The sequence below is a fragment of the Pontivivens nitratireducens genome (assembly GCF_014235845.1).
GTDB classification, from domain to species: Bacteria; Pseudomonadota; Alphaproteobacteria; order Rhodobacterales; family Rhodobacteraceae; genus Pontivivens; species Pontivivens nitratireducens.
This window is the reverse complement of the sequence record NZ_JACJUQ010000010.1, coordinates 1-23,623: the sequence shown is the minus strand read 5'-3', so window position 1 is coordinate 23,623 and position 23,623 is coordinate 1. Positions and strand designations below refer to the sequence as shown.

The 23,623-nt window shown below is 61.6% G+C and carries 24 protein-coding genes and 2 pseudogenes; 9 read left to right on the top strand and 17 right to left on the bottom strand.

From position 1 onward, the window contains the following. Position 1 precedes the first annotated feature (1 nt). Genes H1S03_RS11710 through pyrH form a run of 8 tightly spaced genes read right to left on the bottom strand, consistent with a single transcriptional unit; the run spans position 2 to position 8,350 of the window. The gene (locus H1S03_RS11710) at positions 2-559 is read right to left on the bottom strand and encodes an OmpH/Skp family outer membrane protein (protein ID WP_185804615.1); all 558 of its coding nucleotides are present in this window, start codon (positions 557-559) and stop codon (positions 2-4) included. After that, positions 559-2,907 carry an outer membrane protein assembly factor BamA gene (gene bamA, locus H1S03_RS11705; protein ID WP_185804614.1) on the bottom strand — a complete coding sequence of 783 codons (2,349 nt, stop codon included), beginning with the start codon at positions 2,905-2,907 and terminating at the stop codon, positions 559-561. The genes H1S03_RS11710 and bamA overlap by 1 nt, the downstream gene beginning before the upstream one ends. Positions 2,908-2,956: 49 nt before the next feature. Next, positions 2,957-4,291, bottom strand: coding sequence for an RIP metalloprotease RseP (gene rseP, locus H1S03_RS11700; protein WP_185804613.1), 1,335 nt, complete (start codon positions 4,289-4,291; stop codon positions 2,957-2,959). Between the two features lie 12 nt (positions 4,292-4,303). Continuing rightward, positions 4,304-5,464, bottom strand: coding sequence for a 1-deoxy-D-xylulose-5-phosphate reductoisomerase (gene dxr, locus H1S03_RS11695; protein WP_185804612.1), 1,161 nt, complete (start codon positions 5,462-5,464; stop codon positions 4,304-4,306). Further along, a complete protein-coding gene (locus H1S03_RS11690) occupies positions 5,458-6,231 on the bottom strand; it encodes a phosphatidate cytidylyltransferase (protein ID WP_221892688.1) in 774 nt (257 codons plus the stop codon). Before H1S03_RS11690 ends, dxr begins: the two co-directional genes overlap by 7 nt. A gap of 38 nt (positions 6,232-6,269) precedes the next feature. Further along, positions 6,270-6,995 carry a polyprenyl diphosphate synthase gene (gene uppS, locus H1S03_RS11685; RefSeq protein WP_185804610.1) on the bottom strand — a complete coding sequence of 242 codons (726 nt, stop codon included), beginning with the start codon at positions 6,993-6,995 and terminating at the stop codon, positions 6,270-6,272. Positions 6,996-7,042: 47 nt separating this feature from the next. After that, positions 7,043-7,606, bottom strand: coding sequence for a ribosome recycling factor (gene frr, locus H1S03_RS11680; RefSeq protein WP_185804609.1), 564 nt, complete (start codon positions 7,604-7,606; stop codon positions 7,043-7,045). 15 nt (positions 7,607-7,621) lie between these two features. Further along, positions 7,622-8,350: a UMP kinase gene (gene pyrH / locus H1S03_RS11675; RefSeq protein ID WP_166191622.1), complete on the bottom strand. Its 729-nt coding sequence runs from the start codon at positions 8,348-8,350 to the stop codon at positions 7,622-7,624. A gap of 152 nt (positions 8,351-8,502) precedes the next feature. Here pyrH and H1S03_RS11670 point away from each other — a divergent pair. Further along, positions 8,503-10,047, top strand: a pseudogene (locus H1S03_RS11670) (Hint domain-containing protein); the annotation flags it as partial. A gap of 146 nt (positions 10,048-10,193) precedes the next feature. Here H1S03_RS11670 and H1S03_RS17485 read toward each other — a convergent pair. The 6 genes from H1S03_RS17485 to H1S03_RS11645 all read right to left on the bottom strand — a co-directional run bounded on the left by H1S03_RS17485 (position 10,194) and on the right by H1S03_RS11645 (position 14,054). Beyond that, the gene (locus tag H1S03_RS17485) at positions 10,194-10,607 is read right to left on the bottom strand and encodes a YitT family protein (protein WP_249777897.1); all 414 of its coding nucleotides are present in this window, start codon (positions 10,605-10,607) and stop codon (positions 10,194-10,196) included. Positions 10,608-10,616: 9 nt separating this feature from the next. Further along, the gene (locus tag H1S03_RS11665; protein ID WP_185804727.1) at positions 10,617-10,856 is read right to left on the bottom strand and encodes a hypothetical protein; all 240 of its coding nucleotides are present in this window, start codon (positions 10,854-10,856) and stop codon (positions 10,617-10,619) included. Between the two features lie 455 nt (positions 10,857-11,311). Then, positions 11,312-12,187: a translation elongation factor Ts gene (gene tsf, locus H1S03_RS11660; protein WP_166191627.1), complete on the bottom strand. Its 876-nt coding sequence runs from the start codon at positions 12,185-12,187 to the stop codon at positions 11,312-11,314. Between the two features lie 78 nt (positions 12,188-12,265). Beyond that, positions 12,266-13,036 (bottom strand): 30S ribosomal protein S2, encoded by a 771-nt coding sequence (rpsB, locus tag H1S03_RS11655; RefSeq protein ID WP_166191630.1) that lies wholly within the window; start codon positions 13,034-13,036, stop codon positions 12,266-12,268. 277 nt (positions 13,037-13,313) lie between these two features. After that, positions 13,314-13,793, bottom strand: a complete 480-nt coding sequence (locus tag H1S03_RS11650) for a hypothetical protein (RefSeq protein WP_185804607.1) — start codon at positions 13,791-13,793, stop codon at positions 13,314-13,316. 48 nt (positions 13,794-13,841) lie between these two features. Continuing rightward, positions 13,842-14,054, bottom strand: coding sequence for a hypothetical protein (locus tag H1S03_RS11645; RefSeq protein ID WP_185804726.1), 213 nt, complete (start codon positions 14,052-14,054; stop codon positions 13,842-13,844). 8 nt (positions 14,055-14,062) lie between these two features. Between H1S03_RS11645 and H1S03_RS11640 the strand changes: the two are divergent. Then, positions 14,063-14,944, top strand: a pseudogene (locus H1S03_RS11640) (IS1595 family transposase); the annotation flags it as partial. Positions 14,945-15,070: 126 nt separating this feature from the next. On the opposite strand, the gene H1S03_RS11635 reads toward H1S03_RS11640, so the two are convergent. After that, positions 15,071-15,793, bottom strand: coding sequence for a DUF3800 domain-containing protein (locus H1S03_RS11635; RefSeq protein ID WP_185804606.1), 723 nt, complete (start codon positions 15,791-15,793; stop codon positions 15,071-15,073). A 68-nt stretch (positions 15,794-15,861) separates the two neighbouring features. Next, a complete protein-coding gene (locus H1S03_RS17775) occupies positions 15,862-16,107 on the bottom strand; it encodes a hypothetical protein (RefSeq protein ID WP_430700911.1) in 246 nt (81 codons plus the stop codon). A 235-nt stretch (positions 16,108-16,342) separates the two neighbouring features. Between H1S03_RS17775 and H1S03_RS11630 the strand changes: the two genes are divergently transcribed. From H1S03_RS11630 to miaA, 6 genes are all read left to right on the top strand, one after another. Then, positions 16,343-17,263: an AEC family transporter gene (locus tag H1S03_RS11630; protein WP_185804605.1), complete on the top strand. Its 921-nt coding sequence runs from the start codon at positions 16,343-16,345 to the stop codon at positions 17,261-17,263. Next, a complete protein-coding gene (locus tag H1S03_RS11625; RefSeq protein ID WP_185804604.1) occupies positions 17,260-18,084 on the top strand; it encodes a PfkB family carbohydrate kinase in 825 nt (274 codons plus the stop codon). The genes H1S03_RS11630 and H1S03_RS11625 overlap by 4 nt, the downstream gene beginning before the upstream one ends. After that, positions 18,081-18,986: a pseudouridine-5'-phosphate glycosidase gene (locus H1S03_RS11620; RefSeq protein ID WP_185804603.1), complete on the top strand. Its 906-nt coding sequence runs from the start codon at positions 18,081-18,083 to the stop codon at positions 18,984-18,986. Before H1S03_RS11625 ends, H1S03_RS11620 begins: the two co-directional genes overlap by 4 nt. 80 nt (positions 18,987-19,066) lie before the next feature. Further along, positions 19,067-19,762 (top strand): molybdate ABC transporter permease subunit, encoded by a 696-nt coding sequence (modB, locus tag H1S03_RS11615; RefSeq protein ID WP_185804602.1) that lies wholly within the window; start codon positions 19,067-19,069, stop codon positions 19,760-19,762. Then, on the top strand, positions 19,759-20,352 hold the full coding sequence (locus H1S03_RS11610) for an ATP-binding cassette domain-containing protein (protein WP_185804601.1): 594 nt from the start codon (positions 19,759-19,761) through the stop codon (positions 20,350-20,352). Before modB ends, H1S03_RS11610 begins: the two co-directional genes overlap by 4 nt. Then, a complete protein-coding gene (gene miaA / locus H1S03_RS11605) occupies positions 20,349-21,266 on the top strand; it encodes a tRNA (adenosine(37)-N6)-dimethylallyltransferase MiaA (RefSeq protein WP_185804600.1) in 918 nt (305 codons plus the stop codon). The genes H1S03_RS11610 and miaA overlap by 4 nt, the downstream gene beginning before the upstream one ends. 4 nt (positions 21,267-21,270) lie before the next feature. Here the strand turns inward: miaA and H1S03_RS11600 are convergent, their stop codons facing one another. After that, complete coding sequence (locus tag H1S03_RS11600; protein WP_185804599.1) at positions 21,271-22,155, bottom strand: MBL fold metallo-hydrolase; 885 nt, start codon at positions 22,153-22,155, stop codon at positions 21,271-21,273. A 50-nt stretch (positions 22,156-22,205) separates the two neighbouring features. Between H1S03_RS11600 and H1S03_RS11595 the strand changes: the two genes are divergently transcribed. Then, positions 22,206-23,543: an ATP-binding protein gene (locus H1S03_RS11595; protein ID WP_185804598.1), complete on the top strand. Its 1,338-nt coding sequence runs from the start codon at positions 22,206-22,208 to the stop codon at positions 23,541-23,543. The last annotated feature ends 80 nt before the right edge of the window (positions 23,544-23,623 follow it).

Here is a 23,623-nt window from a genome sequence, read left to right as displayed (position 1 = left end):
ATTATTCGGCAGGTTGCTCAGGGTCAACCGATGGGCTGTCCGATCGACTGTCGAGACGGCGGATCACCTCCTGCGTGATATTCAGGCGCGCATCGGCGAGGATGACGCTGCGCAGGTCAATGACGGCGGCGCCGCCGATCTCATTGAGTATTTCGGCATAGATCGGGTTCAGGCCCTCGATGAACGCACGCTCACGCGCCTCGATTTCTACGATCAGGTCCTCCGCCTTCGCGTCCTGTTCGGAGCGTGCGGCGCGAACCCTTCTGTCGAAATCCTCCGCGAGTTCGGCAAACGCTTCGCGGGTCAGCAGCGAACGCCGGGCGGCAAGCTCCAATTCATCCTTCTCGAACTGTTCCGATACCGCGTCCGCCTCGGCCTGCAAGGCGACACGCTGGGCGTGATTGAGGGCCAGCACCTCCCGACCCGCCTCGGATTGCTCCAACACGGCGCGGGGATCCACCACCAGGATCTGCGGCGGTATGCGTAGCTGCTCCTGCGCTGCGACGCCGCCCACCGGCAGCGCCAGAAACAACGCGAGGGTCAGCGCATGCAAGCGCATCAGAAGCGACGACCGCCTGTCAGACGGAACGTCTCCTCATCATCGCCTTCGACAGTCTTGACCGCGTTGGCGTAGTCGATGCGCAGGGCACCGATGGGGCTGTCCCAGAACAACGAAACGCCGACCGCTGCCCGCACTTCCGCGCTGTCGTCGATGGTATACGTGCCGCGTGTGTCGGTGAATGTCGTATCGTTCAGACCCCACAACGACCCGGCATTGGCAAAGACGCCGCCGAACAATCCAACTTCCTCGGGCAATCCAAGCGGGAACGAAGCCTGCGCCCGAACGACCGCATAATAATTGCCGCCGAGCGCGGAATCGACCGAAGTGGCACCTGTGGTGTCGAGATCACGCGGACCGAAACCGCCGGCCTGGAAACCACGGAAGTTGCCACCGCCGAGGAAGAACCGGTCCGTAATGCGGGAGCCGTCGGAGTCAGAGGCCAATGCGCCGACCTCACCCTCGATGAACGTGACGATATCGTCGTTGCGGAAGCTTTGATAGTACCGCCCCGTCGCTGTCGCCTTGAGATATTGTGCATCGCCGCCCAGTCCTGCCAGATCGCCGGTGAAGGTCAGAACATAGCCATCCGTCGGGGCCGCGGTGCTGTTACGCCGATCATAGAGGTAGGTAAATCCGATGGAGGAGGTCAGCGCCGACCCCTCATCCGCTATGATTGCGGGGGAAACATCGACAGAATCGTTTGCCTCGATCTCATCCTGCGAAATTCGGTAGCGCAGCTGCAACGTGCCGTTGTCGCTGACGGGGAAGGTCACGCGCGGATCGAACCCGATATTCGTCTCATCGAAATTCGACGTGTCGCGATCGACTTCGCGGAAGTACAGATCAAACCCTGCGGAGACCTCTCGATCCAGAAAGCGCGGCTCGGTAAACGCCAGGCTGTAGACGTTCTCATCCGTTCCAGTCGAAAATTCGATGGCGGCATACTGACCCCGACCAAGGAAGTTGTTTTCCGAAAGAGCGACCGTTCCCCCGACACCCGAGGCGGAGGAATATGCCACACCGAAATTCACGGATCCGGTCAGGCGCTCCTCCACCACGGTTTCAATGATGGCACGATCCGGAGCGGAGCCTTCCTGAACTTCCACCGACACGTCACCGAAATAGCCGGTGCTGCGTAGGCGGTCGGCGGTCTCACGCACGGAGGAGGCGTTGAAGGCATCACCTTCGATCAGATCGAATTCGCGCCGGATCACACGGTCCAGCGTCGCTGTGTTGCCACTGATGTCGATCCGCTCGACGAAGACACGGTCGCCGTCCACGATCTCGAACGCGACGTCCACGGTCCGCTCCTCGACATTCTGGCGCACACGCGGAACGACATTGGCGAAGGCGAAGCCCATTTGGCCGGTGATCTCAAGAATATTCTCGATGGCGTCGTCCACCACACGCTGGTCGAAGCCGTCCCCGGGCCGCGCCGGAATGGTGCCGTCGAAATCCGCCGCTTCCAACCCGTCCACCTGTGGATCAACGAACAGCTCGCCAAAGGTATAGCGCGGCCCCTCCGTCACGGTATAGGTGAGGAAAAATCCCTGCCGGTCCGCGGACAGTTCGACGACGGAGCTTTCCACCTCGAATTCCGCGAAGCCGTTCTCCAGATAGAACTGGCGCAGCAATTCCTCATCCAGGCGGACCTTGCCGGGGTCGTAGGTGTCGTTGCTGAAGAATTGCGACAGCAGACCCGCCTCACGGCTGACGATCACATCCTGCAAATCACCGTCCGAGAAGACCTCGTTGCCGACAAAGGTGATCCGCTCGATCTCGGTCACGTCGCCTTCGAATATCTCGAACACCACGTCCACGCGGTTGTCCGGCCGCTCGATGATGACGGGGTTGACCTGCGCGCCGAACCGCCCGACCGAACGGTAGATGTCGATGATGATCGCGGCGTCCGCCTCGACCGCGGCACGGTTATAGGCCAGACGGGGGCGGATCTCGATGTTCTGGTTCAACATGTCATCGCTGATGACGTCGTTGCCCTCGAACGCGATCACGTTGATCGACGGGTTTTCGACGACGACGATCCGCAGGGCATTTCCTTCGACCAGGATCTGCGCGTCCTCGAACAGTCCAGTGGCATAGAGCGCCTGAACCGCCGCGTTCAGGCGGGCGGGCGTCACCGTTTCGCCGGGGTCCAGATCGGTATAGACGCGCACCGTCTCCGCCTCGACCCTGCGGTTGCCCTCGACCTGCACATCCGACAGCACGAAGCTGCCCGGTATCGGCTGCGCCGCCACGGGGGCCGCGAACAGGGCTGCGCTCGCAACGCAGGCAAGAAGAGCGGCGCGCGTGCCCCGCATGACGATCTTCGTGGTGATGGAGCGCATGTGACCCGCCTCTTTGTCAGGTGTGTTCTGCTTTGCGGCGTCGATGCGCCTACAAACGTGTAATGTCGTTATACGTCGCGAAAAGCATCAGGGACAACACCATAGCGAGGCCGAGAGCCATCGCGAAATCGACCCACTTCCCGCTCGGAACACGACCCGTGACCGCCTCGATCGCATAGAAAACAAGGTGCCCGCCGTCCAAGACCGGAATCGGGAACAGGTTCATCAGCCCGATCGCGGTAGAAATCAATGCGATCAACATGATGAAATTCGTCAGACCCTGGCCCGCCGTCTCTCCCGAGACCTGGGCGATTCCCACCGGGCCCTGCAAATTGGTCGGGCTGACATTGCCCGAAATCATCTGGCCGATCCCGTCAAAGGTGCCGGTCACGATATTGATCGTCCGGTCCACGGCGAGGGTCACAGCCTCCACCGGACCTGCCGCACGGACCTGCGGTTGCAGATAGGTGGAAACACTGACCCCGATGATGACCTGCCGCGCGAACGATCCGTCGGGCTGCGGCACGTCCTCCTCCGTCGGGATCATCTCCACCGTCAGGGTTTGCGCATCGCGGCGCAGCACGATCTCCAGCGGTTCGCCCTCGGACCCCTGCACGATTTCCTGAAGCCGGGTGATGTCGGGCAGATCCTGTCCGTCCGCCGTCAACAGCAGATCGCCCGCGCGAATACCGGCGCGACTGGCCGCCGAAAGCGGACGCACACCGGCCACATAGGGGGGGCGCAGGTTCGTCACGTCCAGCGACAGGTCCTGCCCGTCGCGTATGACATCCAGTTCTACCGGGGCCGTGCTCTCACTGACGGCCCGAGCCAGATCACCGAAGGTCGCCACCGGCTCACCGTTCACCGCCGTTACCAGATCGCCCTGCATCAGCGGCGTTTCACCCGCGACGGAGGCCGGAATCTCTCCGATCCGGGCCTCATCGACAGCCACGCCCGACCAGAAGATCAGACCGAGATAGATCACGATGGTCAGGATGAAGTTCGCCACCGGACCCGCCAGCACGGTCAGCGCCCGTTTCCACAATGCCGCACCGGGAAAACTGCGCGCTAGCGTCGCCGCGTCCATCCCCTCGACCGAATTGCGGTCCGGCCTGCTGGAGCCGTCCGCATCCCCCAGAAACTTGACATAGCCGCCCAGCGGCAGCGCACCGATCCGCCAGCGTGTGCCGCGACTGTCTGTCCGGGCATACAGCTCCTTGCCGAAGCCCAGACTGAACACCTCCGCATGGATGCCGCACCAGCGACCAACGATATAATGTCCGAATTCATGGATGAACACGACGATGCCGATGACCACGACGAAGGGCAGAACCGTCGCCAGAAAGCCACCGATCAGGGGGATGTTCGAAATAAGCTCGATCATGAAACGCCGTCCTCAACTGATCTGTTTACGCACGTGGCTCCGCGCGGCTGCGTCCATCTCCAACACGGAGGACAGATCGCCCGGCTCACCCTCGCAAGGTAAGGCATCCAGTGCCCCCTCAACAAGATCAGCCATAGATAGAAATCCGACCCGGCTCGCAAGGAAACCGTGCATCGCCTCCTCCTTCGCCGCGTTCAGGACGGTGCCCGCCAGCCCGCCCGCCGCCAGCACACGTTCGGCCAGGCGCAGGGCGGGAAACCGGTCCGGATCGGGTGCCACGAAATCGAGCGTTGCCAGCTTCGCGAAATCCACGCGATCCACCGGCAGGTCAGGCCGGTCGGGATAGTTCAGCGCATATCCGATGGCCCCGCGCATGTCGGGCGGTCCCATCTGCGCCATGATCGCCCCATCGGTGAACCCCACCATGGAATGTACGATGGATTGACGGTGCACCAACACCTCGATCTGATGAGCCTGCAAATCGAAAAGGTATTTCGCCTCAATCAGTTCCAGGGCCTTGTTAAACATGCTGGCAGAGTCGATGGAGATTGCCGCCCCCATGTCCCAGTTGGGATGCGCCATCGCCTGTTCCGGCGTCACGTCCTGCATCTGGTCGCGGGTAAAATCGCGGAACGGCCCGCCCGAGGCGGTGACGATCACCCGCTCGACCTCGGCCAGACGCTCCCCCCGCAGACACTGAAAAATGGCGCTATGCTCACTGTCGGCGGGCAGCAGAGTGGTTCGCGCCCGGTCGCATTCATCCAGCAGCAGACGCCCGGCACAGACGAGGCTTTCCTTGTTGGCCAGCGCCAGTGTGCCGCCATTCGCCGCGGCCCGCATGGTGGGGGCCAGTCCCGCCGCGCCGACAATCGCGCTCATGGTCCAATCCGCAGGCTCCGCCGCGGCGTCCAGCAACGCCTCCGGTCCTGCTTCGGCCCGCACGTCACTGCCGGCCAGCGCGTCGCGCAGATCGCCCAGTCGCGCGGGATCCGCCGTGACCGCAACCTTCGCGCGCAACCGCCTTGCGGCCTGCGCCAGACCGGCGATATTGCGCGCGCCGGTCAGGGCCACGACCTCGAACCGCTCGGCCCCGCCTGCCCGATCCAGCAGATCGAGAGTGCTGGTGCCGATGGACCCGGTCGCCCCCAGGACGCTGACCCGCCTTTTTACCACAGGAAAATGCTCTGCCCGCGCACGAAGCTGACCGCCGCCACGACCAGCGCCGCCGCCATCAATCCGTCCAGACGGTCCAGGATACCGCCATGTCCGGGCATCAGACGGCTGGAATCCTTGACGCCGAAGAACCGTTTGGCCGAGCTTTCGATCAGATCGCCGCCGACCGCGACCAAGGCCACCAGCGCGGACATAAAGGCAACCTCCGCCGGATAGCTCAACCCTACCGCCAGCGCGAAAACCAAACCGATCAGCTGAGCGCACACGACGCTGCCGATCAAGCCGGCCCAGGTCTTCTTGGGGCTGACGCGGGGCCACAGCTTCGGCCCACCGAACACGCGCCCGCCGAAATAGCCGCCGACATCGACCGCGATCACCACGAGGACCAGCCACAGCACGGCGAGGAAACCGAACCGGAAATCGTTGCGCAGCGCCTCGATACAGATCATCGCGGCGCCGATATACAGGGTTCCCGTCACGACGAAACGCAGGCTTGCCCGCTCCCACACCGCACCGATTGCGGTTCCGATGGCCAGAACTGCGAAACCGGCGGCGGGCATCCACAGATCCGCCGCGATAACGGCAAGGGCAGCTGCCGCGATCATCAGCACGCCGGGCGCACGCAATCCCTGCCCCTGACCGACAACCATTTCACGCCATTCCCAAACCATCGCACCGGTTCCGATGGCCAGCAGAGACGCGCTCCACAATCCGCCGAACAAGAAGACCAGCAGTGCTACCACCGCCAGCACGAGGGCGGAGATCAATCGAACCCGAAGGTCCGCGAATTTGGAAGATGATGTACTCAAACTTTACCGCCCTGTGCCTCAACCGCGCCGAAACGGCGTTCCCGCGTTCCGAACTCATCGAGAAGTTGACCGAATATCGCGGCGGTGAAATCCGGCCAGCATTCGGGAATGAAAGCATATTCCGCATATGCCGCCTGCCAAGGCAGAAAATTCGAGGTGCGGTATTCCCCGCTGGTGCGGATCACGAGTTCAGGATCCTCAATCTCACCGGTGTCCAGCGCGGCGGCGAAGCTGTCCTGCGTAATCTGCTCGATCGTCATATCGCCGTTAGTGACATCCGCAGCGATCCGTTGCGCGGCGCGAACGATCTCATCCCGGCCACCGTAGTTCAGCGCGATCTGAAGTGTCAGGACATCGTTATCCGCGGTTCGCGCCTCCAACCCTCGCATCATCGCCTGAATGTCGGGGGCGAGAGCGGAGCGTTCCCCGATGAAGCGGACACGCACGCCATTCTGTTCCAGAGCCGCCGCTTCCATACGGATATAAATGCGAAACAACCGCATCAGGGCCGCAACCTCGATCACCGGGCGTTTCCAATTTTCGGTGGAGAACGCATAGAGCGTAAGCGTCGTGACATCCAGATCGGGACAGGCGGACACGATCTCACGCACCCGTTGGGCGCCCTTCTTGTGACCGGCAACCCTTGGCAAACCCCGCCGGACAGCCCAACGGCCGTTGCCATCCATGATGATGGCTACATTCTGGGGTCTTTTGCTGGTCATGTCGGTCCTCCGACGGAGTTCGGGCGAGAAGTCAGGTCGGTGTAGCCTTACACCTGCATGATCTCTTCCTGCTTGCTTTCCAGCGCGGCGTCGATTTTGGCGATATGTGACTTTGTGATGTCCTCAATCTCATCGGAATAGACCTTCTGATCATCCTCGGGCATGCCGTTGGCCTTGCCCTTCTTGATCTGGTCCATGCCGTCGCGGCGCACGTTGCGCACGGCGACGCGGGCATTCTCGGCATAGGTGCCCGCGACCTTGGCCAGATCCCGGCGGCGCTCCTCGTTCAACTCGGGGATCGGCAGACGCAGGGTCGTACCATCCATCACCGGGTTGATGCCGATGCCCGCATTGCGGATCGCCTTGTCCACTGCGCCGACCAGCGACTTGTCCCAGACGTTGACTGTCACCATGCGCGGCTCTGGCACGTTGATCGTGGCCACCTGATTGATCGGTGTCATCGCGCCATAGGCATCCACCTGCACCACGTCGAGCATGGAGGCGGACGCGCGTCCGGTGCGCAAGCTGGCGAAGTCGCCGCGCAGGCTGGTCAACGCACCGTCCATGCGTTTTGTAATTGCATCAATGTCGATATCGATCTCGTCGGACATCGGTATTCCCCTGTCTTATTCCGTCACCATGGTGAATTTTCCCTGTCCGCTCAAGACCCCGGCCAATCCGCCGGGTGCTGCGAGGGAAAATACCACGATGGGCAACTTGTTGTCGCGGGCCAGCGCGATGGCGCTGGCATCCATTACCTTGAGGTTTTTGGCCAGAACCTCATCATAGCTCACTTTTTCGTAACGCACGGCATCGGGATTCGTTTTCGGATCGCTGTCATAAATGCCATCGACCTGCGTTCCCTTGAAAATCGCCTGACATTTCATCTCGTTCGCACGCAGGGTCGCGGCGGTGTCCGTGGTGAAGTAGGGATTGCCCGTGCCAGCCGCAAAGATGCAGACCCGCTTCTTTTCCAGATGTCGCACGGCACGGCGACGAATATAGGGTTCGCACACCTGATCCATCGGAATGGCCGAGATGACGCGGGTGTTGACCTTCAACGCCTCCAGCGCGGACTGCATCGCCAGCGCATTCATCACCGTGGCCAGCATCCCCATATAATCGGCGGTCGTCCGCTCCATCCCCTGCGCGGAGCCTTGCAGCCCGCGAAAGATATTGCCGCCGCCGATCACCATACAGACCTCGACGCCCAGCCGGTGCAACTCCTCCACCTGACGGGCAACACGTTCCACGGTGGGGGGGTGCAGACCGAACCCTTGATCGCCCATCAGCGCCTCGCCCGAAATCTTCAGCATGACGCGCGCGTAATTGGGGGTCGGTGCCGTATCGGGCATTCAATTCTCCTGATGTTCGGTTCGCGCGGACACTGCCCCGAAACGGGTCTGCAATCAATCGTTAAACACTTTATACGCAGCAGGTGTTATCGGGAATACGACATGCTAAAAGGTCAGAAGACACGCGAGCAGCGTGCAAGGACAGATCTAGCATGGCGAATTTATACGCATTGTCAGCCTATACTCGGACGAGTATCGGGAACGGAGGCAGCAACGTCAGAAATGGCGATGTCGTCACCCTGTCCGGCCCCCCTGATGTCGAGTTTGTGGTCAGTGATCTGGACTCCAGCGTCCAGTTCAATAGGTCCTTCGATGCGTATATTGACAATTCTTTCAATACAACGCGGTTCCGCGATACATTCACGCTGCGCAATACCAATGGCATCGATACGACCGACTATGTTTTCTACGAATTCCGCGACGGTTCCACCCGCTACTATGTCTTCGAGGGTAACAGCCCCCCGGCCGGTCATACATACGAGGTCAGCAACGCCAGCAATCCGTCCTCCGTCACCTATACCGATCTGGACAGCCATGATGAAACGGTAACGGGTCTGGATGGCGTTACATCCGGCAACGACACCATAACCGCGGGCGATGGCAACGATGATGTCAGCGGTGAGGGCGGTAATGACAGCATCCTCGGCGGCGCGGGAAACGACACTCTGAACGGAAATGCCGGCGACGATACGCTGATCGGGGGAGATGGCGACGACAGCCTGAGCGGACAGGAAGACGACGATTCCCTCAGCGGCGGCGCGGGTGCCGACACGTTGCTGGGCGGCAGCGGCAACGACACGCTGTTCGGTGGCACTGGCAACGATACGTTATTCGGTGACGGCGGCGGCGATCTGATCTTCGGTGGCGATGGGAATGACGACATCATCGGGGGTAGCGGTGCGGATACACTGGCAGGTGACCAGGGGAATGACAGCCTGACGGGCGGTGCGGACAACGACTCCCTGTCCGGCGGCGGTGGGAATGACACATTAAACGGCGGCACCGGCACTGACACTTTGAGCGGCGGTGACGGCTTCGACATCTTCGTGGCGGACGGAACGGCCGATACCATAACCGATTTCAATTTCGCCACCGGCGGCGACATCGACGATGACGACCCGACCAATAACGATTTCGTCGATCTGACCGCTTTCTACACTCAGCTATCGGACCTTCGCGACGATCAGAACGATGACGGCATCTTGCAAGGTGCGGGCGGACTGGTCATTTCCGGCATCTCCGGTGACGATCTGACAACGGACAATACCGGTGTGATCTGCTTCGCCGCGTGTACGCCGATCTCCACCCCCACCGGGCTGCGGCGGGTCGATGAGCTGAAAGTCGGCGATTTACTCTGCACGGCGGATCGCGGTTTGCAGCCTATACGCTGGGTTGCGTCGCGCCATGTCAGCGCGCAGGAAATCGCGAATGATCCCTCCATGCGCCCCGTGCGCATTCGGGCCCATGCCCTGGGACGCGGGATGCCCGACCGGACACTGATCGTGTCACCACAGCACAGGATCCTTATTCCAACGCCTGCCCCCTGGTTTGACAAGCGTGAAATGCTGGTCCCCGCCTGTACACTGATAGACGGGTTTGCGGTGGATTGGGCCCCTACCGGCGACGGCGTTACCTATGTGCATTTCCTGTTTGATCGACACGAACTGGTGCTTGCGGCCGGAACCTGGTCGGAGAGCTTCCACCCCGGCCCGGTGGCCATGAGCACTCTGGACGATCCGACGAGAACCGAGTTGATGCGCCTGTTCCCCAACATTCGGATGGAGGGAGGCGACACCGCATATGTACGCGAGGTGCCGATCGGCGCCGATCGCAGATTGATCGTTCAGCGCGCGATGTACCGGTCCAGACGATGGTTCACCGTCAGAAACAGGTTCAGGACCAACGCCCCCAGCAACGACCACGCCATTGCCCCCCACGGCAAGACGAACATGCCGACCGCAAATATGCCCAGGTCCAGGACCAACTGAGTCAAGCCCGGCCGCCATCCCATGCGGTCCTGAAGGTAGAGCGCCAGAATTCCGATGCCGCCCAGACTGGCGCGGTGCCGAAAAAGCCCCAACAGACCGAAGCCAACCAGAACACCCCCCGCAACTGCGGCATATCCCGGATGCAGATCGACCATAGTGACCCACCTGCCCTGTAGTGAAACCAGAACCGACAGGCCGGTAATCGCCCCGAACGTCTTGATCGTGAACGCCCAGCCCATACGCAGGATTGCCAGCAGATAGAACGGCAAGTTCAGGAGCTAGAACAAAATTCCCGTATCCCATCCCGTTGCGTAGGACAGAACCAGCGCCAGCCCCGCCATGCCCGAGGTGACCAGGCCAGCGGTCTGATACAATGCCAGCCCCAGTGCCGTAACAACGACCCCCGCGCCGATGCCCTGAATATCTTCCAACCAGGAATGGACAGTCGCCGTCCCCTCCCAGTGAGCGTAGCGCCGTGCCAGTTGGCCGGCTTCGTTGTTGCAGTGCAGCATTGCCATTCCACCAAGTTGCGCAGATCTTTATTCACGTCAAGTCTTCTGACCTAATAACGCAATAGATGCGGCCTCACCGACCCTGTGGCGCCTAGAATGTGATCCGCGCTTTTGATCCCCTTGAATCGCCGGGATGCACGGAATCAAAACTTAAATAACAAATGAAACCGCGTGAAACGGTACACAATCAGCCGAGGATCTAAACGTGGAATGTTGCCGTATCGTGGCCGAAGCGGATTTTCGGAGGCACTACGCACTCTGCAATTATCGCATCGACGGCGACAGTTTCGCAACTCACGCTGACGGACGGATCACCGGCTTTTCGGCGGGCTGGATCGGGAAATCATCGCTATCGTGGCGACGATGGCGCGGGGGTACCGCGTGTCGCGCGCCGTCTGCCGTAACGCAAAACGCCGCCCGGTATACCCGGACGGCGCAAAGTATCAGAAAGTCGGGTGGGATCAGCCGCCCATGGTTTTCGCGACTTCCGCTGCGAAATCCTCTTCTTCCTTCTCGATGCCTTCGCCGACTTCGACGCGGGCATAGGCGACGATTTCGACGCCTGCATCCTTCGCGGCCTGCGCGACGGTCACGTCAGGGTTCATCACGAATTTCTGGTTCAGCAGCGTGACTTCCTCGAAGTACTTCTTCATGCGGCCAACGATCATCTTCTCGATCACGGCTTCCGGCTTGCCGGATTCGCGGGCCTGATCGGTCAGGACCTGCTTTTCACGCTCAACCAGCGCCTGATCCAGATCGCTCTCGGACAGCGAGGCAGGGTTGGTGGCTGCGACATGCATCGCGACCTGCTTGCCAAACGCGGCGTTGTCCCCCTTGAAGGCGACGACGACGCCGATCTTGCCCATGCCCTCGACGATGGCGCCGTGCACGTAGGACGCGACGCTCTCACCCTCGACCTTCGCCATGCGGCGCAGGGACATGTTCTCACCAATCGTGGCAACCTTGGCGGTGATCGCGTCGGTGACGGACTTGCCGCCCATATCCGCGGCGGCCAGTTCCTCGGTGGAGTTCACGCCCATCGCGACGTCGGCCACGTCACCGACCATTTTCTGGAAATCGCCGTTGCGTGCCACGAAATCGGTCTCGGAGTTCACCTCAACCGCGACGGCGACGCCGCCCTCGGATTTGACGGCGACCAGACCCTCTGCCGCGATACGGCCGGATTTCTTGGCAGCCTTGGCCAGACCCTTGGTCCGCAGCCAGTCCACGGCGGCTTCCATGTTGCCGTCGTTCTCGGTCAGGGCCTTTTTCGCATCCATCATGCCTGCGCCGGTCGTGTCGCGCAGTTCCTTCACCATTGCAGCGGTGATTGCCATGTTATCTCTCCTGAAAAACTCGGTCGCGCTCCCGTCAGGCGGAAGCGCGTTTCAGTTGGTACGTCATGCGCCGGGCGATCAGCCCTCTGCGCCGGCCTCTGCCAGGGCGTCTTCGCCCATCGCTTCTTCCATCTCGCCCAGATCAACACCGGCCGCGCCCAGCTGATCTGCCATGCCGTCCAGCGCCGCGCGGGCGATCAGGTCGCAATACAGCGCGATCGCACGGGCCGCATCGTCGTTGCCGGGGATCGGATAGTCGATGCCCTCGGGGTTGGAGTTGGAATCCAGAACCGCGATGACGGGGATGCCCAGCTTGCGTGCTTCGGCGATGGCCAGCGCTTCCTTGTTGGTGTCCACGACGAAGATGATGTCAGGAACGCCGCCCATGTCGCGGATGCCACCCAGGGATGCGGTCAGCTTGTTCTGCTCCCGGTCGAGTTGCAGACGCTCTTTCTTGGTGTAGCCCGCACCTTCGCTGCTCAACTGCTCATCCAGCGTCTTCATGCGCTGGATCGAGTTGGAAACGGTTTTCCAGTTGGTCAGCGTGCCACCCAGCCAGCGGTGGTTCATGTAGTACTGCGCGCAACGCTCAGCCGCATCCGCGACGGGCTTTTGCGCCTGACGCTTGGTGCCGACGAACAGGACGCGGCCACCCTTGGCGACGGTCTGCTGCACAGCCTGCAGCGCGGCGTCGAGCAGGGGAACGGTCTGTGTCAGATCGATGATGTGGATGCCATTGCGATCACCGTAGATATACTCACCCATACGGGGGTTCCAGCGGTGCTTCTGGTGGCCGAAATGTACGCCAGCTTCCAACAGCTGACGAAGCGTGAACTCGGGAAGAGCCATCGTCGTTTTCCTTTTCCGGTTTCGCCTCGGCGGGGGAGAGGGCATTTTGCCCAACCGGTGGACCGTGCGGGATTTCTCCCCGACCGGCCCGTCCCCGCCTGCGGTTTCAGTGGGGTGCCTTTAGACTGCTTTCACACGGAAGGCAAGTGCCCGTCTGTCCTCACATCCCGGGCCGCCGCCCCGGACCCCGGGATATTTCGGGACACAAGATAACGGACAGTGGCGCGCACCATCTTGTGTCTTCAAATATCCGGCCTTATGTATCAAACGCACCAAGCTATTCTTCGTCGCGCTGGTTGCTTTCGTGAATTTCGACAATTGTGTAGCCTTTCGGCTCCCCGTCAATCCGCTGAACGTTAACATCAACAACAAAGACTAGATTAAGTGGGGTTTCCTCACCCTGCATCATTCGTTCTTTCAAGTCTTGGATGCTTCGACGAAAGTACACCGGCAAGACCTTATCTGAAACTTCGGGAATGCGCCCGCGATCAGCTGTGCGGCCCTTCTCCTTGCCGGGGCCACGGTTCGCTTGCTCTAAGAACAGCATGACCTCACTACGAATACCGCTGTCTGTAGGCTCCGGCTCAGCCTTTGTTGCAGGTAATGCGATGGCTTGTTCCATATTGATTGAAGCCTTGTTTATTTCGGCCTCATCGAAGTTGTATTCAACGACCGTACGCTTGTCGCCATCGGTCTTTTCATATCTCGCGTGTTTGACGCCTAGACGCGCTCCGGTCTTACCTGTCAGGGGCTTCATGAACTCCTTAAGATCAGCAGCGTCTTCCTTCGTTGGCGGTTCAAGTTTCTAAACCTCATCACGCTTGCCAGAAAAGAAACTGATCCCCCGCCAGACACGATTAGCGAAGTCTGTAACGATCATGCCGCCGTCCATCAGGGCGATCCCGCCCATCATTACTCCGTAAGGCGCAATCTCGGCGATTACCGATCCGGTTTCTAGACGGGTAACGAATAGCTTTGGCGCAGCCTCGTCATTGCTGCGATAGTGCCTCTCGTACATGCGGGCCCTATGCGACCTTCTGCGAAATGCGCTGGCCTGAGACGAATGGTGAAGCCGTCTGCCCCCGTTGCGGATGCTGGGAGACGTACAAGATCACCACGCGCCGCAAGTTCAAGTGCAAGGGCTGCGCGCACCAGTTCAGTGTTACGTCCGGCACGATATTTGCCAGCCGCAAGATGGACTTCGTGGATCTGCTGGCCGCGATCTGCATTATCGTGAACGCCTCCAAGGGCGTGAGTATGGTTCAGTTGTCCCGCGATCTGGATTGCCAGTACAAGACCGCCTTCGTGCTGGCGCACAAACTGCGTGAAGCTATGGCCGAGGAAGTCCAGACGGGCGCACCGCTGGTCGGTCATGTCGAGATTGATGGCGCTTACTTCGGCGGTCACATTCGCCCTGAGAACGCCAAGGCTGACCGCAAGGATCGTCGCTTGAAGCGCCACCAGACGGGCAAGCGCCGGGTCGTGATCGCGCTGCGTGAGCGTGAGGTCCGTACCCTGCCATTTATCGGGCTGTCTGAGGCTGAGGGCGTGGCGCTGGCGAACGAGAACGTATCGCGCCTCTCCACCATGTCAGCCGACGAAGCGAGCCACTGGGATGAGTTGCACATGGGCTACCACGTTGACCGCGTGAACCATTCCGAAATCTACAGCGACCACGGTAAGCACACGAACATGGTGGAAAGCTTCTTCTCCCGCTTGCGCCGTATGGTTGAGGGTCAGCACCACCACGTCAGCCCTCAGCACCTTCACCAGTACGCTAACCACGCTGCATGGTTGGAAGATAACCGCCGCACCGATAACGGCACTCTCGCACACGTTCTGGTGTCTAACGCGATGGATGCGCCTGTAAGCCGGAATTGGAAAGGATATTGGCAGCGCGCGGCTTGATGCCGTTTTCGTTTGATATCTTGCGCCTACGGCATTATGTTTGCCTTAGGCCTCCGCACTCCGAATACGTTGGCTAGACCGACTGTGCCAACAGGCAAGCGCCTGATGGATAGGGGGGCGGGGGACCTAACCCTCTTTATAATTCCACACGTTGATTGATCTAGCAGTGCGTGGCGTCTCGTCTCTCCAATCGTGCCTGCCTGACAATCTGCGGATGAACTCAGCCAACCTGCCTTTTTCGGTGTCAGTCCTGTTCGAATTTAGCTGCGATGCAATTCCGCCAACAATTAGATCAGCGGCTTGAATTAGGCCCGACGCTTTCGAGTCCATAGGTTCAATGGTTCTAAAGCAATTAGGCATCGCTCCGTGCTTTCTATAAGCCTTGGCGCATAGCTGGTTCCGCATATTGCAAATGTCTTTGCAGTCGTTTCCTGCATCTAGCCGGATATGTATTTCGCGTTTTTTCCCATAGAATGCAGCAAGCCGATACTCAAAAAGGCTCCAGTAAATCTTGTTTACGCTTGTATCCCTAGTTTGCTCAGGCTCCCTCTTATGGTCAAATTCACGAAAATCACACGAAATGACAAATAGCTCAGCGTAATTTTTATGCACTAAGTCAAAGACGTACTCGATTAACTCTTCGTATGGGACGCGCTTCGCGCCGCCTCGGTACTCCTTCCAATGAAATTCTCGCCGGATTCCACCTCGCTCTCTAATATCTGCAATATAATCTTCAATTTCTTGCTGCCTGTGTCCGCTAACTGCCAATCCCCCCAGCACCATGAAGTCTGAGTTTTTGCTGCTAGCGTCACCAAAGAATGATACTTTAGGGGGCATAACGGCTTTCATTGATTTCCTGCTCGTTCGCAGGATGGACCAAGTAGCCGCTTTGGGGAAGGCGTTACTATAAAATCAGCCTAAGGGGCCAGCCACACCCGCCCATCCCGTCGAACCCTGCCTCTAGCCTCCAACCTCAACAGGCACTGATACGTCCTGTTCGCAGCGGCCTTGTGTGCAATGTCAGGGCGCGAAGCCTGAACAAGCCTGCCGAGTTCCGAGTTGGTCTTAGGCCCCTCCGCCAACGCCGCCAGAATAAGCCTCTGCGTGTCGCCACGCCTAAAGGGCCGATCCTGATAGAACGCGGGCAACTGAACCTCCCGCATATCCAGCAGCACCTCAGCAAGCTTTCCCTGCTGCCCGCCTTGCTTCCGAAGCGCTAGTAGCGCGTTGTCTATCGTCCTGTCCTGCATGGCCGTAGCCTAGCAAAACAGGGCGTTTATGGATTCACAAAACTTGGTGCGTTTGATACATAAGGCCGCAAATATCCCCGCCGGAGGCTCCCACGCTTGCAACCCCGCACCGATCCCTTAAACCGGGGCAGACCTGACAGGACGTGACATGCTCCCCATATTCTTGAAGATCTTGCCCTTCTTTCTGTTGATCGGGCTGGGCTACATCTCCGCCGCGACCAGATTTTTCAGCAAGGAAGCCGCGGTTGCCCTGACCAGGTTCGTCTTCTGGTTCGCGCTCAGCGCGATGCTGTTCAATTTCACCGCGACGCTGGAATTCTCTGAAATCGCTAACGTGCCGTTTCTGCTGTGCTATCTGGCGGCATCTATCCTCGTTTACGTCCTTGCGACGGGCGTCGCCCTGATGCGCGGCAATACGGCCTCTGTCGCCGCGATCGAGGCGCAATGCGCGGTGATCGGCAATGTCGGTTTCCTTGGCATTCCGATGCTGGTGGGCCTGTTCGGACCACGGGCCGCGGCCCCGGTCCTGATGGTGCTCAGCGTCGATCTGCTGATCTTCGGCAGCCTCGTCGTCGCCGTGATAACCGGCACCCGGGGAAAACTGGAACCCGCAATCGTGCTGACCATCGGCAAGGGGTTGCTGACCAACCCGATGGTAATGTCCATCGCTGCCGGTCTGCTGTGGTCGCTTGCCGATCTGCCCATGCCTGTACCGATGGGGGAGTTCATGACAATCCTCGGTGCGGCCGCAACCCCTGCCGCCCTGTTCGCCATCGGTGCCAGTCTGGCGGGAAAGTCAGCCGAACGGCCCAGCGTGGCGCTTTGGCTATCGTCGCTCAAGCTGGTGCTGCATCCGCTGCTGGTTGCGATCTTCGCGTTGTACCTGTTCGATCTGGATCCGTTTTTGTCCGCGATGATGATCGCCGCCACCGCCATGCCGGTTGCCGGCAATATCTATATCATCGCGCAACACTATGATGTCGCACCGCAAAGGGCCTCGTCCGCCATCCTGTTTTCCACGATCCTGTCGGTCCTCACCTTGACGGCGGTTCTGGGATGGGTGGGATGATGCTGCTATGTGCCGGTTCGGTTCACTGGGACATCATCGCCCGCGCCGACAGGGCTGTCGGTCGGGGCGACGACGTGCCCGGCACGGTGCGGCGGCGCCCCGGGGGCGTGGCGGGGAATATCGCGCGCCACCTCGCGCGGCTGGGTCGGCCTGTGGCGCTGGCCGGATGTATCGGGCGCGACCCGGCGGGTGAGGAGCTGTGCGCGATCCTGCGCACATTGGGGATCGACCTGCGCGTGCACCGCAGTGAAGCGACCGACAGCTACCTTGCCATAGAGCAAGCGGATGGCGATCTCGTCGCCGCTGTCGCTGACACTGCCGCGTTGACCCGGCATGCCGCGCAAGTGGTTGACACGATCAATGCCTGCGACGGCCCTGTCGTGGTGGATGGCAATCTGCCGTCCGATGCGCTGACGACCCTGACGCATCGCGATATGTATCTCGTTCCTGCCAGTCCGGTCCGTGCGGCCGGTCTCGCCCCGTTGATCGCGCGGGGGGCGGTTCCCCTGCTGAACCGCGCCGAAGCGATGGCACTGACCGGGCGCGAAGGTGGGACCGCACAGCTTGCGGCCCAGCTAGTCGAGATGGGCGCACGCATGGCCCTGGTGACGGACGGTGCCGAACCGGCTGGGCTGGCGACATCGCAGTGCAAGATCAGCCGCGACCCGCCGCCCATTACGGTGACGGCCGGCGTGACGGGTGCGGGCGACGCCACCGTTGCGGGGTTCTTGCATGCGCATCTGTCTGGCGCTTCCCCCGGTGACGCGCTAGAAGCCGCCCTCGCCTGTGCCGCCGCTCATTTGCAAGGACTCACCCCATGACCCTTCCGCTGACCTTTTCCGCCGAAGTTTCCGCCGCCCGTGCGGCAGGCAGACCCATCGTGGCACTGGAATCGACCATCATCACACACGGAATGCCGTGGCCGCAGAACCGCGACACCGCGCGCGCGGTTGAAAAGACGGTGCGCGATGCAGGGGCAATCCCGGCGACGATCGCCATTATCGACCGGCAGATCCGCATCGGGCTGGAGGCGGAGACGCTCGACACGCTTGCGCAGACCAAGGACGTGATGAAGTTGTCCCGCGCCGATCTGGCCGCTGCCCTCGCGACGGGCGCGACCGGCGCGACGACTGTCGCCGCAACGATGATCTGCGCTCATCTGGCCGGGATCGAGGTTTTCGCCACCGGCGGTATCGGCGGCGTGCATCGCGGGGCGGAGGACACGTTCGACATTTCTGCCGACTTGCGTGAACTATCCGAAACCCCGGTCACGGTCGTGGCCGCCGGGGCGAAGGCGATCCTGGACGTACCCAAGACGCTCGAAGTGCTCGAAACCCTCGGCGTGCCGGTGATCGGTTATCGCACAGACACTCTGCCTGCCTTCTGGTCGGCGCAATCGTCCAACCCGATTCCGCTGCGAATGGATAATGTCGCACAGATCGCGGCGGCCCAGCGGATGCGCGGCACGCTCGGCCTGCCGGGCGGACAACTGGTTGCAAACCCGATCCCGGTGGCGGAGGAGATCGCACAAACCACCATCGACCCGATCATAGAGCGCGCATTGCAGGAAGCGACCGCGCAGGGCATTGCGGCCAAGCAGGTGACACCCTTTCTGTTGCAGCGGATTTTCGAGCTGACCAATGGTGCGTCCCTGACCGCGAACATCGCGCTGGTGCACAACAATGCCCGGCTCGCCGCCGCCATCGCCGCGGAACTGATCTGATTTTCCGGCCGTCCGCATTCGTTCGGTCATACGACCTTCGGCGGCTGGACCGACGCCGCACGCCGCGCTAGGGCAAGGTCATGACGCTTTCACCCGCAGAATGGCAGGCCTTCGCACTGTCGCTACAGGTCGCCGCCGGGGCGACCGCCGTCGGTCTGCCGCTGGCCTATCTGGCGGCGTGGACATTGGCGCGGCGGCATTTCTGGGGCAAGGGGCTGGTGAAGGCCGCAATCCAGTTGCCCTTGGTCCTGCCGCCCGTCGTTGTGGGGTATCTGCTGTTGCAGGTCTTTGGTCGCAATGGGCCGGTCGGGGCGCCGCTCGCCGCGCTCGGCATCACGCTGCCGTTCACCACTTTGGCCGCCGGGATCGCGGCGGGTGTCATGGCCTTTCCGCTGATGGTCCGCGCCTGTCGCCTGTCGATCGAGGCGCTCGACCCGAAATTGGAGGACGCCGCCCGGATTCACGGCGCGGGGGCGGTCCGGCGGTTTCTGACCTTATCGCTTCCCCTCTCCCTGCCCGGTCTTCTGGCCGGTGCGACGCTGGGCTTCGCTCGCGGATTCGGAGAGTTCGGGGCCACCATCGTCTTTGCCGCCAACATTCCCGGTGAAACCCGCACCCTGCCCATCGCGATCTATTCAGCGCTGCAGTCCCCGAATGGCGATGCCGCCGCAGCCCGGATGGTCACGGTATCGGTCATTGCGGCGCTTGGGGCGTTCTTGTTGAGCGAATGGCTGGAACGGCGCACTCGCGCCCGATTGTCGGGACGCTCGAAATGAGTGGGTTGAGCATCCGTACCACCATCGCCCGCGCCGGATTCGAGCTGCGCGTGGACATCGCATCCGACGCCCGCATTACGGTTCTGCACGGACCCTCCGGCGCGGGAAAGACGCTGACCCTGCACGCGGTTGCCGGCCTGATACCCTGCCCCGGCGCGCGGATCGTGCTGGAGGGGCGGGACCTTTCGTCGCTGCCCCCGCAACGACGCAACCTGTCCATGGCCTTTCAGGAACCCCGCCTGTTTCCGCATCTCAGCGTGAGGCGCAACATCCTTTACGCCTGCCGCAAAACAGGCGGGCTGGCCGCGCTGGCGGATGCGCTGGACATCACGGATCTGCTCGACCGACGTCCGGCGGATCTGTCGGGCGGTCAGGCGCAGCGGGTGTCGCTCGCACGGGCGCTGCTGCGCGACAGCGACCTGACGCTGCTGGATGAGCCGTTCACCGGGCTGGACGCCTCACGCAAGGACGCCGCCATCACTCTTTTGTCACAGCTGCGGCGGCGCATCCTGATGGTCAGTCACGATCCCGACGACGCCGCGCGCCTGAACGCACAGGTCGTTCATGTGGCAAACGGAACCGCGCAATGAAACCGATCCTGATCGCCGGCCCCACCGCGTCGGGAAAGTCGAGCCTCGCGCTCGACCTCGCGCAGCGTACCGAAGCCACGATCATCAATGCCGATGCTTTGCAGGTCTACGGCAACTGGCGCATCCTGACCGCGCGCCCCGATCCGGCTGAGACCGCACGCGCCCCGCACCGGCTGTACGGTCATGTCGCCCCGGACGTTCCCTATTCCACCGGCCACTGGCTGCGCGAAGTCCGTGAGGTGCTCGCCGCAACGCCCCGTGCCATCATCGTGGGCGGCACCGGCCTGAATTTCACGGCTCTGACGCAAGGATTGGTGGACATACCGCCGGTGCCGCAGGACATCCGTTTGCAGGCCAATGCGTTGGGGTCCGAGGCTCTGCGCGCCGACCTCGCCGCCCGCGATCCCCGGACATTCGCCGCGATCGACACCGCCAATCCGATGCGCGTCCAACGTGCATGGGAAGTTCTGACGGCGACCGGCCGTGGCCTCTCGGCCTGGCAGGACCTGACGCCGCCACCGCTGTTACCGCTCTCATCGGTACAGCCCATCGTTTTGCGCCCGGACATCGCGTGGCTGAACGACCGCATTGCGAGACGCTTTGACATGATGCTGGACCAAGGCGCCCTGGATGAGGTCCGCGCCGCCCTGCCCGACTGGGATCCATCACGCCCCTCGGCCAAGGCCATCGGCGCGCCCGAACTGATCGCGTATCTTCGCGGTGAGTTGACGCTGGACGATGCCCGCGAACGCGCCGTGATCGCCAGTCGCCAATATGCGAAACGTCAGCGCACGTGGTTTCGCAATCGGATGAAGGACTGGCAGAGCCTGCCCCTCGACGAAACGACCGACATGAACGCCGTGGTCCAGCGGCTGCTGGCGGATGCCTCCGGCGGGGATATTGGAGGAAAGTGAAAGTTCAGGCGCGGGCCCAGTCCACGTCCGCGCCGGGAAGGCCATCGCAGACCACCAAGCCCCGCCCATGCAGATCAATCAGATGGGCGAAGACGTTGCGCGCGGCGGCGGGCAGCAACCTGGGATCGACATCGGTGTAGATCGCCGCCGTCAGCGTCGAGATTCCGGCCGGTCCTGCCGTCAGTGCCGCGAGTATCTGCGCCTCGCGTCCTTCACGATGGGCCAGAAGATCCGCGATGCGACCTTCTGCATCGCGAACCGCCTCACCGTGGCCAGGATGAAGAACGAGCCTATGGCAACGGCCCTGCATCTTGCGCAGAGAAGCCATGAACGCTGTCAGATCGCCATCGGGCGGCGACACCAGCGTGGTTGCCCATTCCATGACGTGGTCGCCTGAGAAACCCGCCTGACCCTCATGCCAAACGAAACACAGATGGTTCGCCATATGACCGGGCGTGTGCCATGCCTCCAACGCCCAATCGCCGCCGTGCAACACGTCGCCATCCGCCAGAACCTCATCCGGGACGAAGCTGTCATCGACCCCCTCACCCCCGCCCAGATGCGCCCCGGCCTGCGCCAGTGCGACCATGGTGTCGCTGCGACCAGCCCTGGCATCGCCGAAACCGTAGACCGGCACGCTCAGCTCATCGCCCATCCTGCGCGCCAGGGGGGTGTGGTCCAGATGTGCGTGGGTCACCAGGATATGCGAGATCCGTTCCCCGGGTTCCAAGGCCGCCATGATCGCCGCCCGATGCACGGACATGTCCGGGCCCGGATCGATCAGAGCCACCTCGCCGCTGCCTACCAGATAAGTCTGCGTGCCGGTATAGGTCATCGGCCCGCCATTCGGGGCGCTGATCCGCCGCACATTGTCCTGAACGTAATTCATGACTGTCCCTCGCGCTTGCACGTCCGGGGCGCAGTGCCTACCCCTATCACATGATCAGTTTTAAATGGCTCAAACGTTACACGCCGCGCAACCTGTTTTCGCGCACGTTGCTGATCCTGTTCGTGCCGGTGATCGGAATTCAGCTGGTCGCCTCCACCCTTTTTATCAGCCGTCACGTGGAAGGCGTTACCCAGCAGATGGCCCGTTCCGTTGGGAGTGAGCTGAACTACGCGATATCCCTGCTGGAGGAAGCCCCCACCCGCGCACAACGCGAACGGCAACTGGATACGGTCAGCGGACTGCTGAACCTTACGCTGTTTCTGGAGGAATCGGGATTCGAGCCGGGCACCCAGCTGGGGCTGTTGGATATCTCGGGTCAGGCCGCGTATGATGCGCTTCGCACAACGTTGGATCGCCCGCTCCACCTCGACACGACATCGCTGGACAAGATCATGTTGGTGCAGGTCGCGACCGAGGTCGGCACCCTTACGGCCTTTCTGCCCAGCCGTCGGATGGTTGCCTCGAACCCGCACTTGCTGCTGACCTGGACGATCTTCGCCTCGGCTGTTCTGGCCACGATCTCTGCTCTGTTTCTGCGCAATCAGATCCGCCCGATCAAGGAACTCGCCCGCGTTTCCGAAGCGTTCGGCAAGGGCCGGTCCGAGGCATTTCGCCCCCGTGGTGCCGAGGAAGTGCGCCGCGCGGGCGGAGCGTTCCTGTCGATGCGCAACCGGCTGGAGCGCCAGATCGAACAACGCACATCCATGCTGTCAGGTGTAAGTCACGATCTGCGCACACCGCTCACACGGCTGCGGCTGGGATTGAGCCTGGCCGAACCCGGCCCCGATACTGACGCCATGATACAGGACGTGACGGAGATGGAGCGGATGCTGGACGGGTTCCTCGCCTTCGCCCGGGGTGAAGGGATGGAGGAGACCAGCGCCGTCGATCCGGCCGAGATCGCCCGCACGATGGTCGCGAACCTGCGGCGCGACGGCGCGCGCATTACCTCCCTGATCGAATCGGACACGCCCGATGAGCCGACGGTGGATCTGCGGCCCGTCGCAATCTCGCGCGCACTGCAAAATCTGTTGATGAATGCGACGCGCTATGGGGATCGGGTGCGGCTGACCATGCGGCTGACGCGTTTGAGCCTGGAATATATCGTCGAGGATGACGGCCCCGGTATCGATGAGGACCAGCGCGAACAGGCCCTGCGCCCGTTTTCGCGTCTCGATGCGGCACGCAATCAGAATGACGAGAGTGGGTCAGTCGGGCTGGGCCTTGCGATTGCCGCAGATGTCGCACGCACCCATGGGGGCGCCTTGCGGCTGGACAGATCCAATGATCTGGGCGGGCTTCTGGCGGCCTTGCGGATTCCACGCTGAGGTCTAGGGTGTGGACTCATTGATCAGCAATCCAGATGCGGATCGCTGCGAGCTTGATGGCTGCCAGGAAGTTCTCCGGA

Bases quoted from the DNA above. Each gene is read 5' to 3' on its own strand.
- H1S03_RS11600 (WP_185804599.1), bottom strand. From the start codon at position 22,155: ATGAATTACGTTCAGGACAATGTGCGGCGGATCAGCGCCCCGAATGGC.
- H1S03_RS11645 (WP_185804726.1), bottom strand. From the start codon at position 14,054: ATGTACGAGAGGCACTATCGCAGCAATGACGAGGCTGCGCCAAAGCTA.
- miaA (WP_185804600.1), top strand. From the start codon at position 20,349: ATGAAACCGATCCTGATCGCCGGCCCCACCGCGTCGGGAAAGTCGAGC.
- pyrH (WP_166191622.1), bottom strand. From the start codon at position 8,350: ATGCCCGATACGGCACCGACCCCCAATTACGCGCGCGTCATGCTGAAG.
- H1S03_RS17775 (WP_430700911.1), bottom strand. From the start codon at position 16,107: ATGCGGGAGGTTCAGTTGCCCGCGTTCTATCAGGATCGGCCCTTTAGG.
- H1S03_RS11625 (WP_185804604.1), top strand. From the start codon at position 17,260: ATGATGCTGCTATGTGCCGGTTCGGTTCACTGGGACATCATCGCCCGC.
- H1S03_RS11630 (WP_185804605.1), top strand. From the start codon at position 16,343: ATGCTCCCCATATTCTTGAAGATCTTGCCCTTCTTTCTGTTGATCGGG.
- uppS (WP_185804610.1), bottom strand. From the start codon at position 6,995: ATGACCAGCAAAAGACCCCAGAATGTAGCCATCATCATGGATGGCAAC.
- H1S03_RS11665 (WP_185804727.1), bottom strand. From the start codon at position 10,856: ATGGCAATGCTGCACTGCAACAACGAAGCCGGCCAACTGGCACGGCGC.
- tsf (WP_166191627.1), bottom strand. From the start codon at position 12,187: ATGGCAATCACCGCTGCAATGGTGAAGGAACTGCGCGACACGACCGGC.
- rseP (WP_185804613.1), bottom strand. From the start codon at position 4,291: ATGATCGAGCTTATTTCGAACATCCCCCTGATCGGTGGCTTTCTGGCG.
- H1S03_RS11710 (WP_185804615.1), bottom strand. From the start codon at position 559: ATGCGCTTGCATGCGCTGACCCTCGCGTTGTTTCTGGCGCTGCCGGTG.
- rpsB (WP_166191630.1), bottom strand. From the start codon at position 13,036: ATGGCTCTTCCCGAGTTCACGCTTCGTCAGCTGTTGGAAGCTGGCGTA.
- modB (WP_185804602.1), top strand. From the start codon at position 19,067: ATGACGCTTTCACCCGCAGAATGGCAGGCCTTCGCACTGTCGCTACAG.
- H1S03_RS11650 (WP_185804607.1), bottom strand. From the start codon at position 13,793: ATGAAGCCCCTGACAGGTAAGACCGGAGCGCGTCTAGGCGTCAAACAC.
- H1S03_RS11595 (WP_185804598.1), top strand. From the start codon at position 22,206: ATGATCAGTTTTAAATGGCTCAAACGTTACACGCCGCGCAACCTGTTT.
- H1S03_RS11620 (WP_185804603.1), top strand. From the start codon at position 18,081: ATGACCCTTCCGCTGACCTTTTCCGCCGAAGTTTCCGCCGCCCGTGCG.
- H1S03_RS11610 (WP_185804601.1), top strand. From the start codon at position 19,759: ATGAGTGGGTTGAGCATCCGTACCACCATCGCCCGCGCCGGATTCGAG.
- frr (WP_185804609.1), bottom strand. From the start codon at position 7,606: ATGTCCGACGAGATCGATATCGACATTGATGCAATTACAAAACGCATG.
- H1S03_RS11635 (WP_185804606.1), bottom strand. From the start codon at position 15,793: ATGAAAGCCGTTATGCCCCCTAAAGTATCATTCTTTGGTGACGCTAGC.
- bamA (WP_185804614.1), bottom strand. From the start codon at position 2,907: ATGCGCTCCATCACCACGAAGATCGTCATGCGGGGCACGCGCGCCGCT.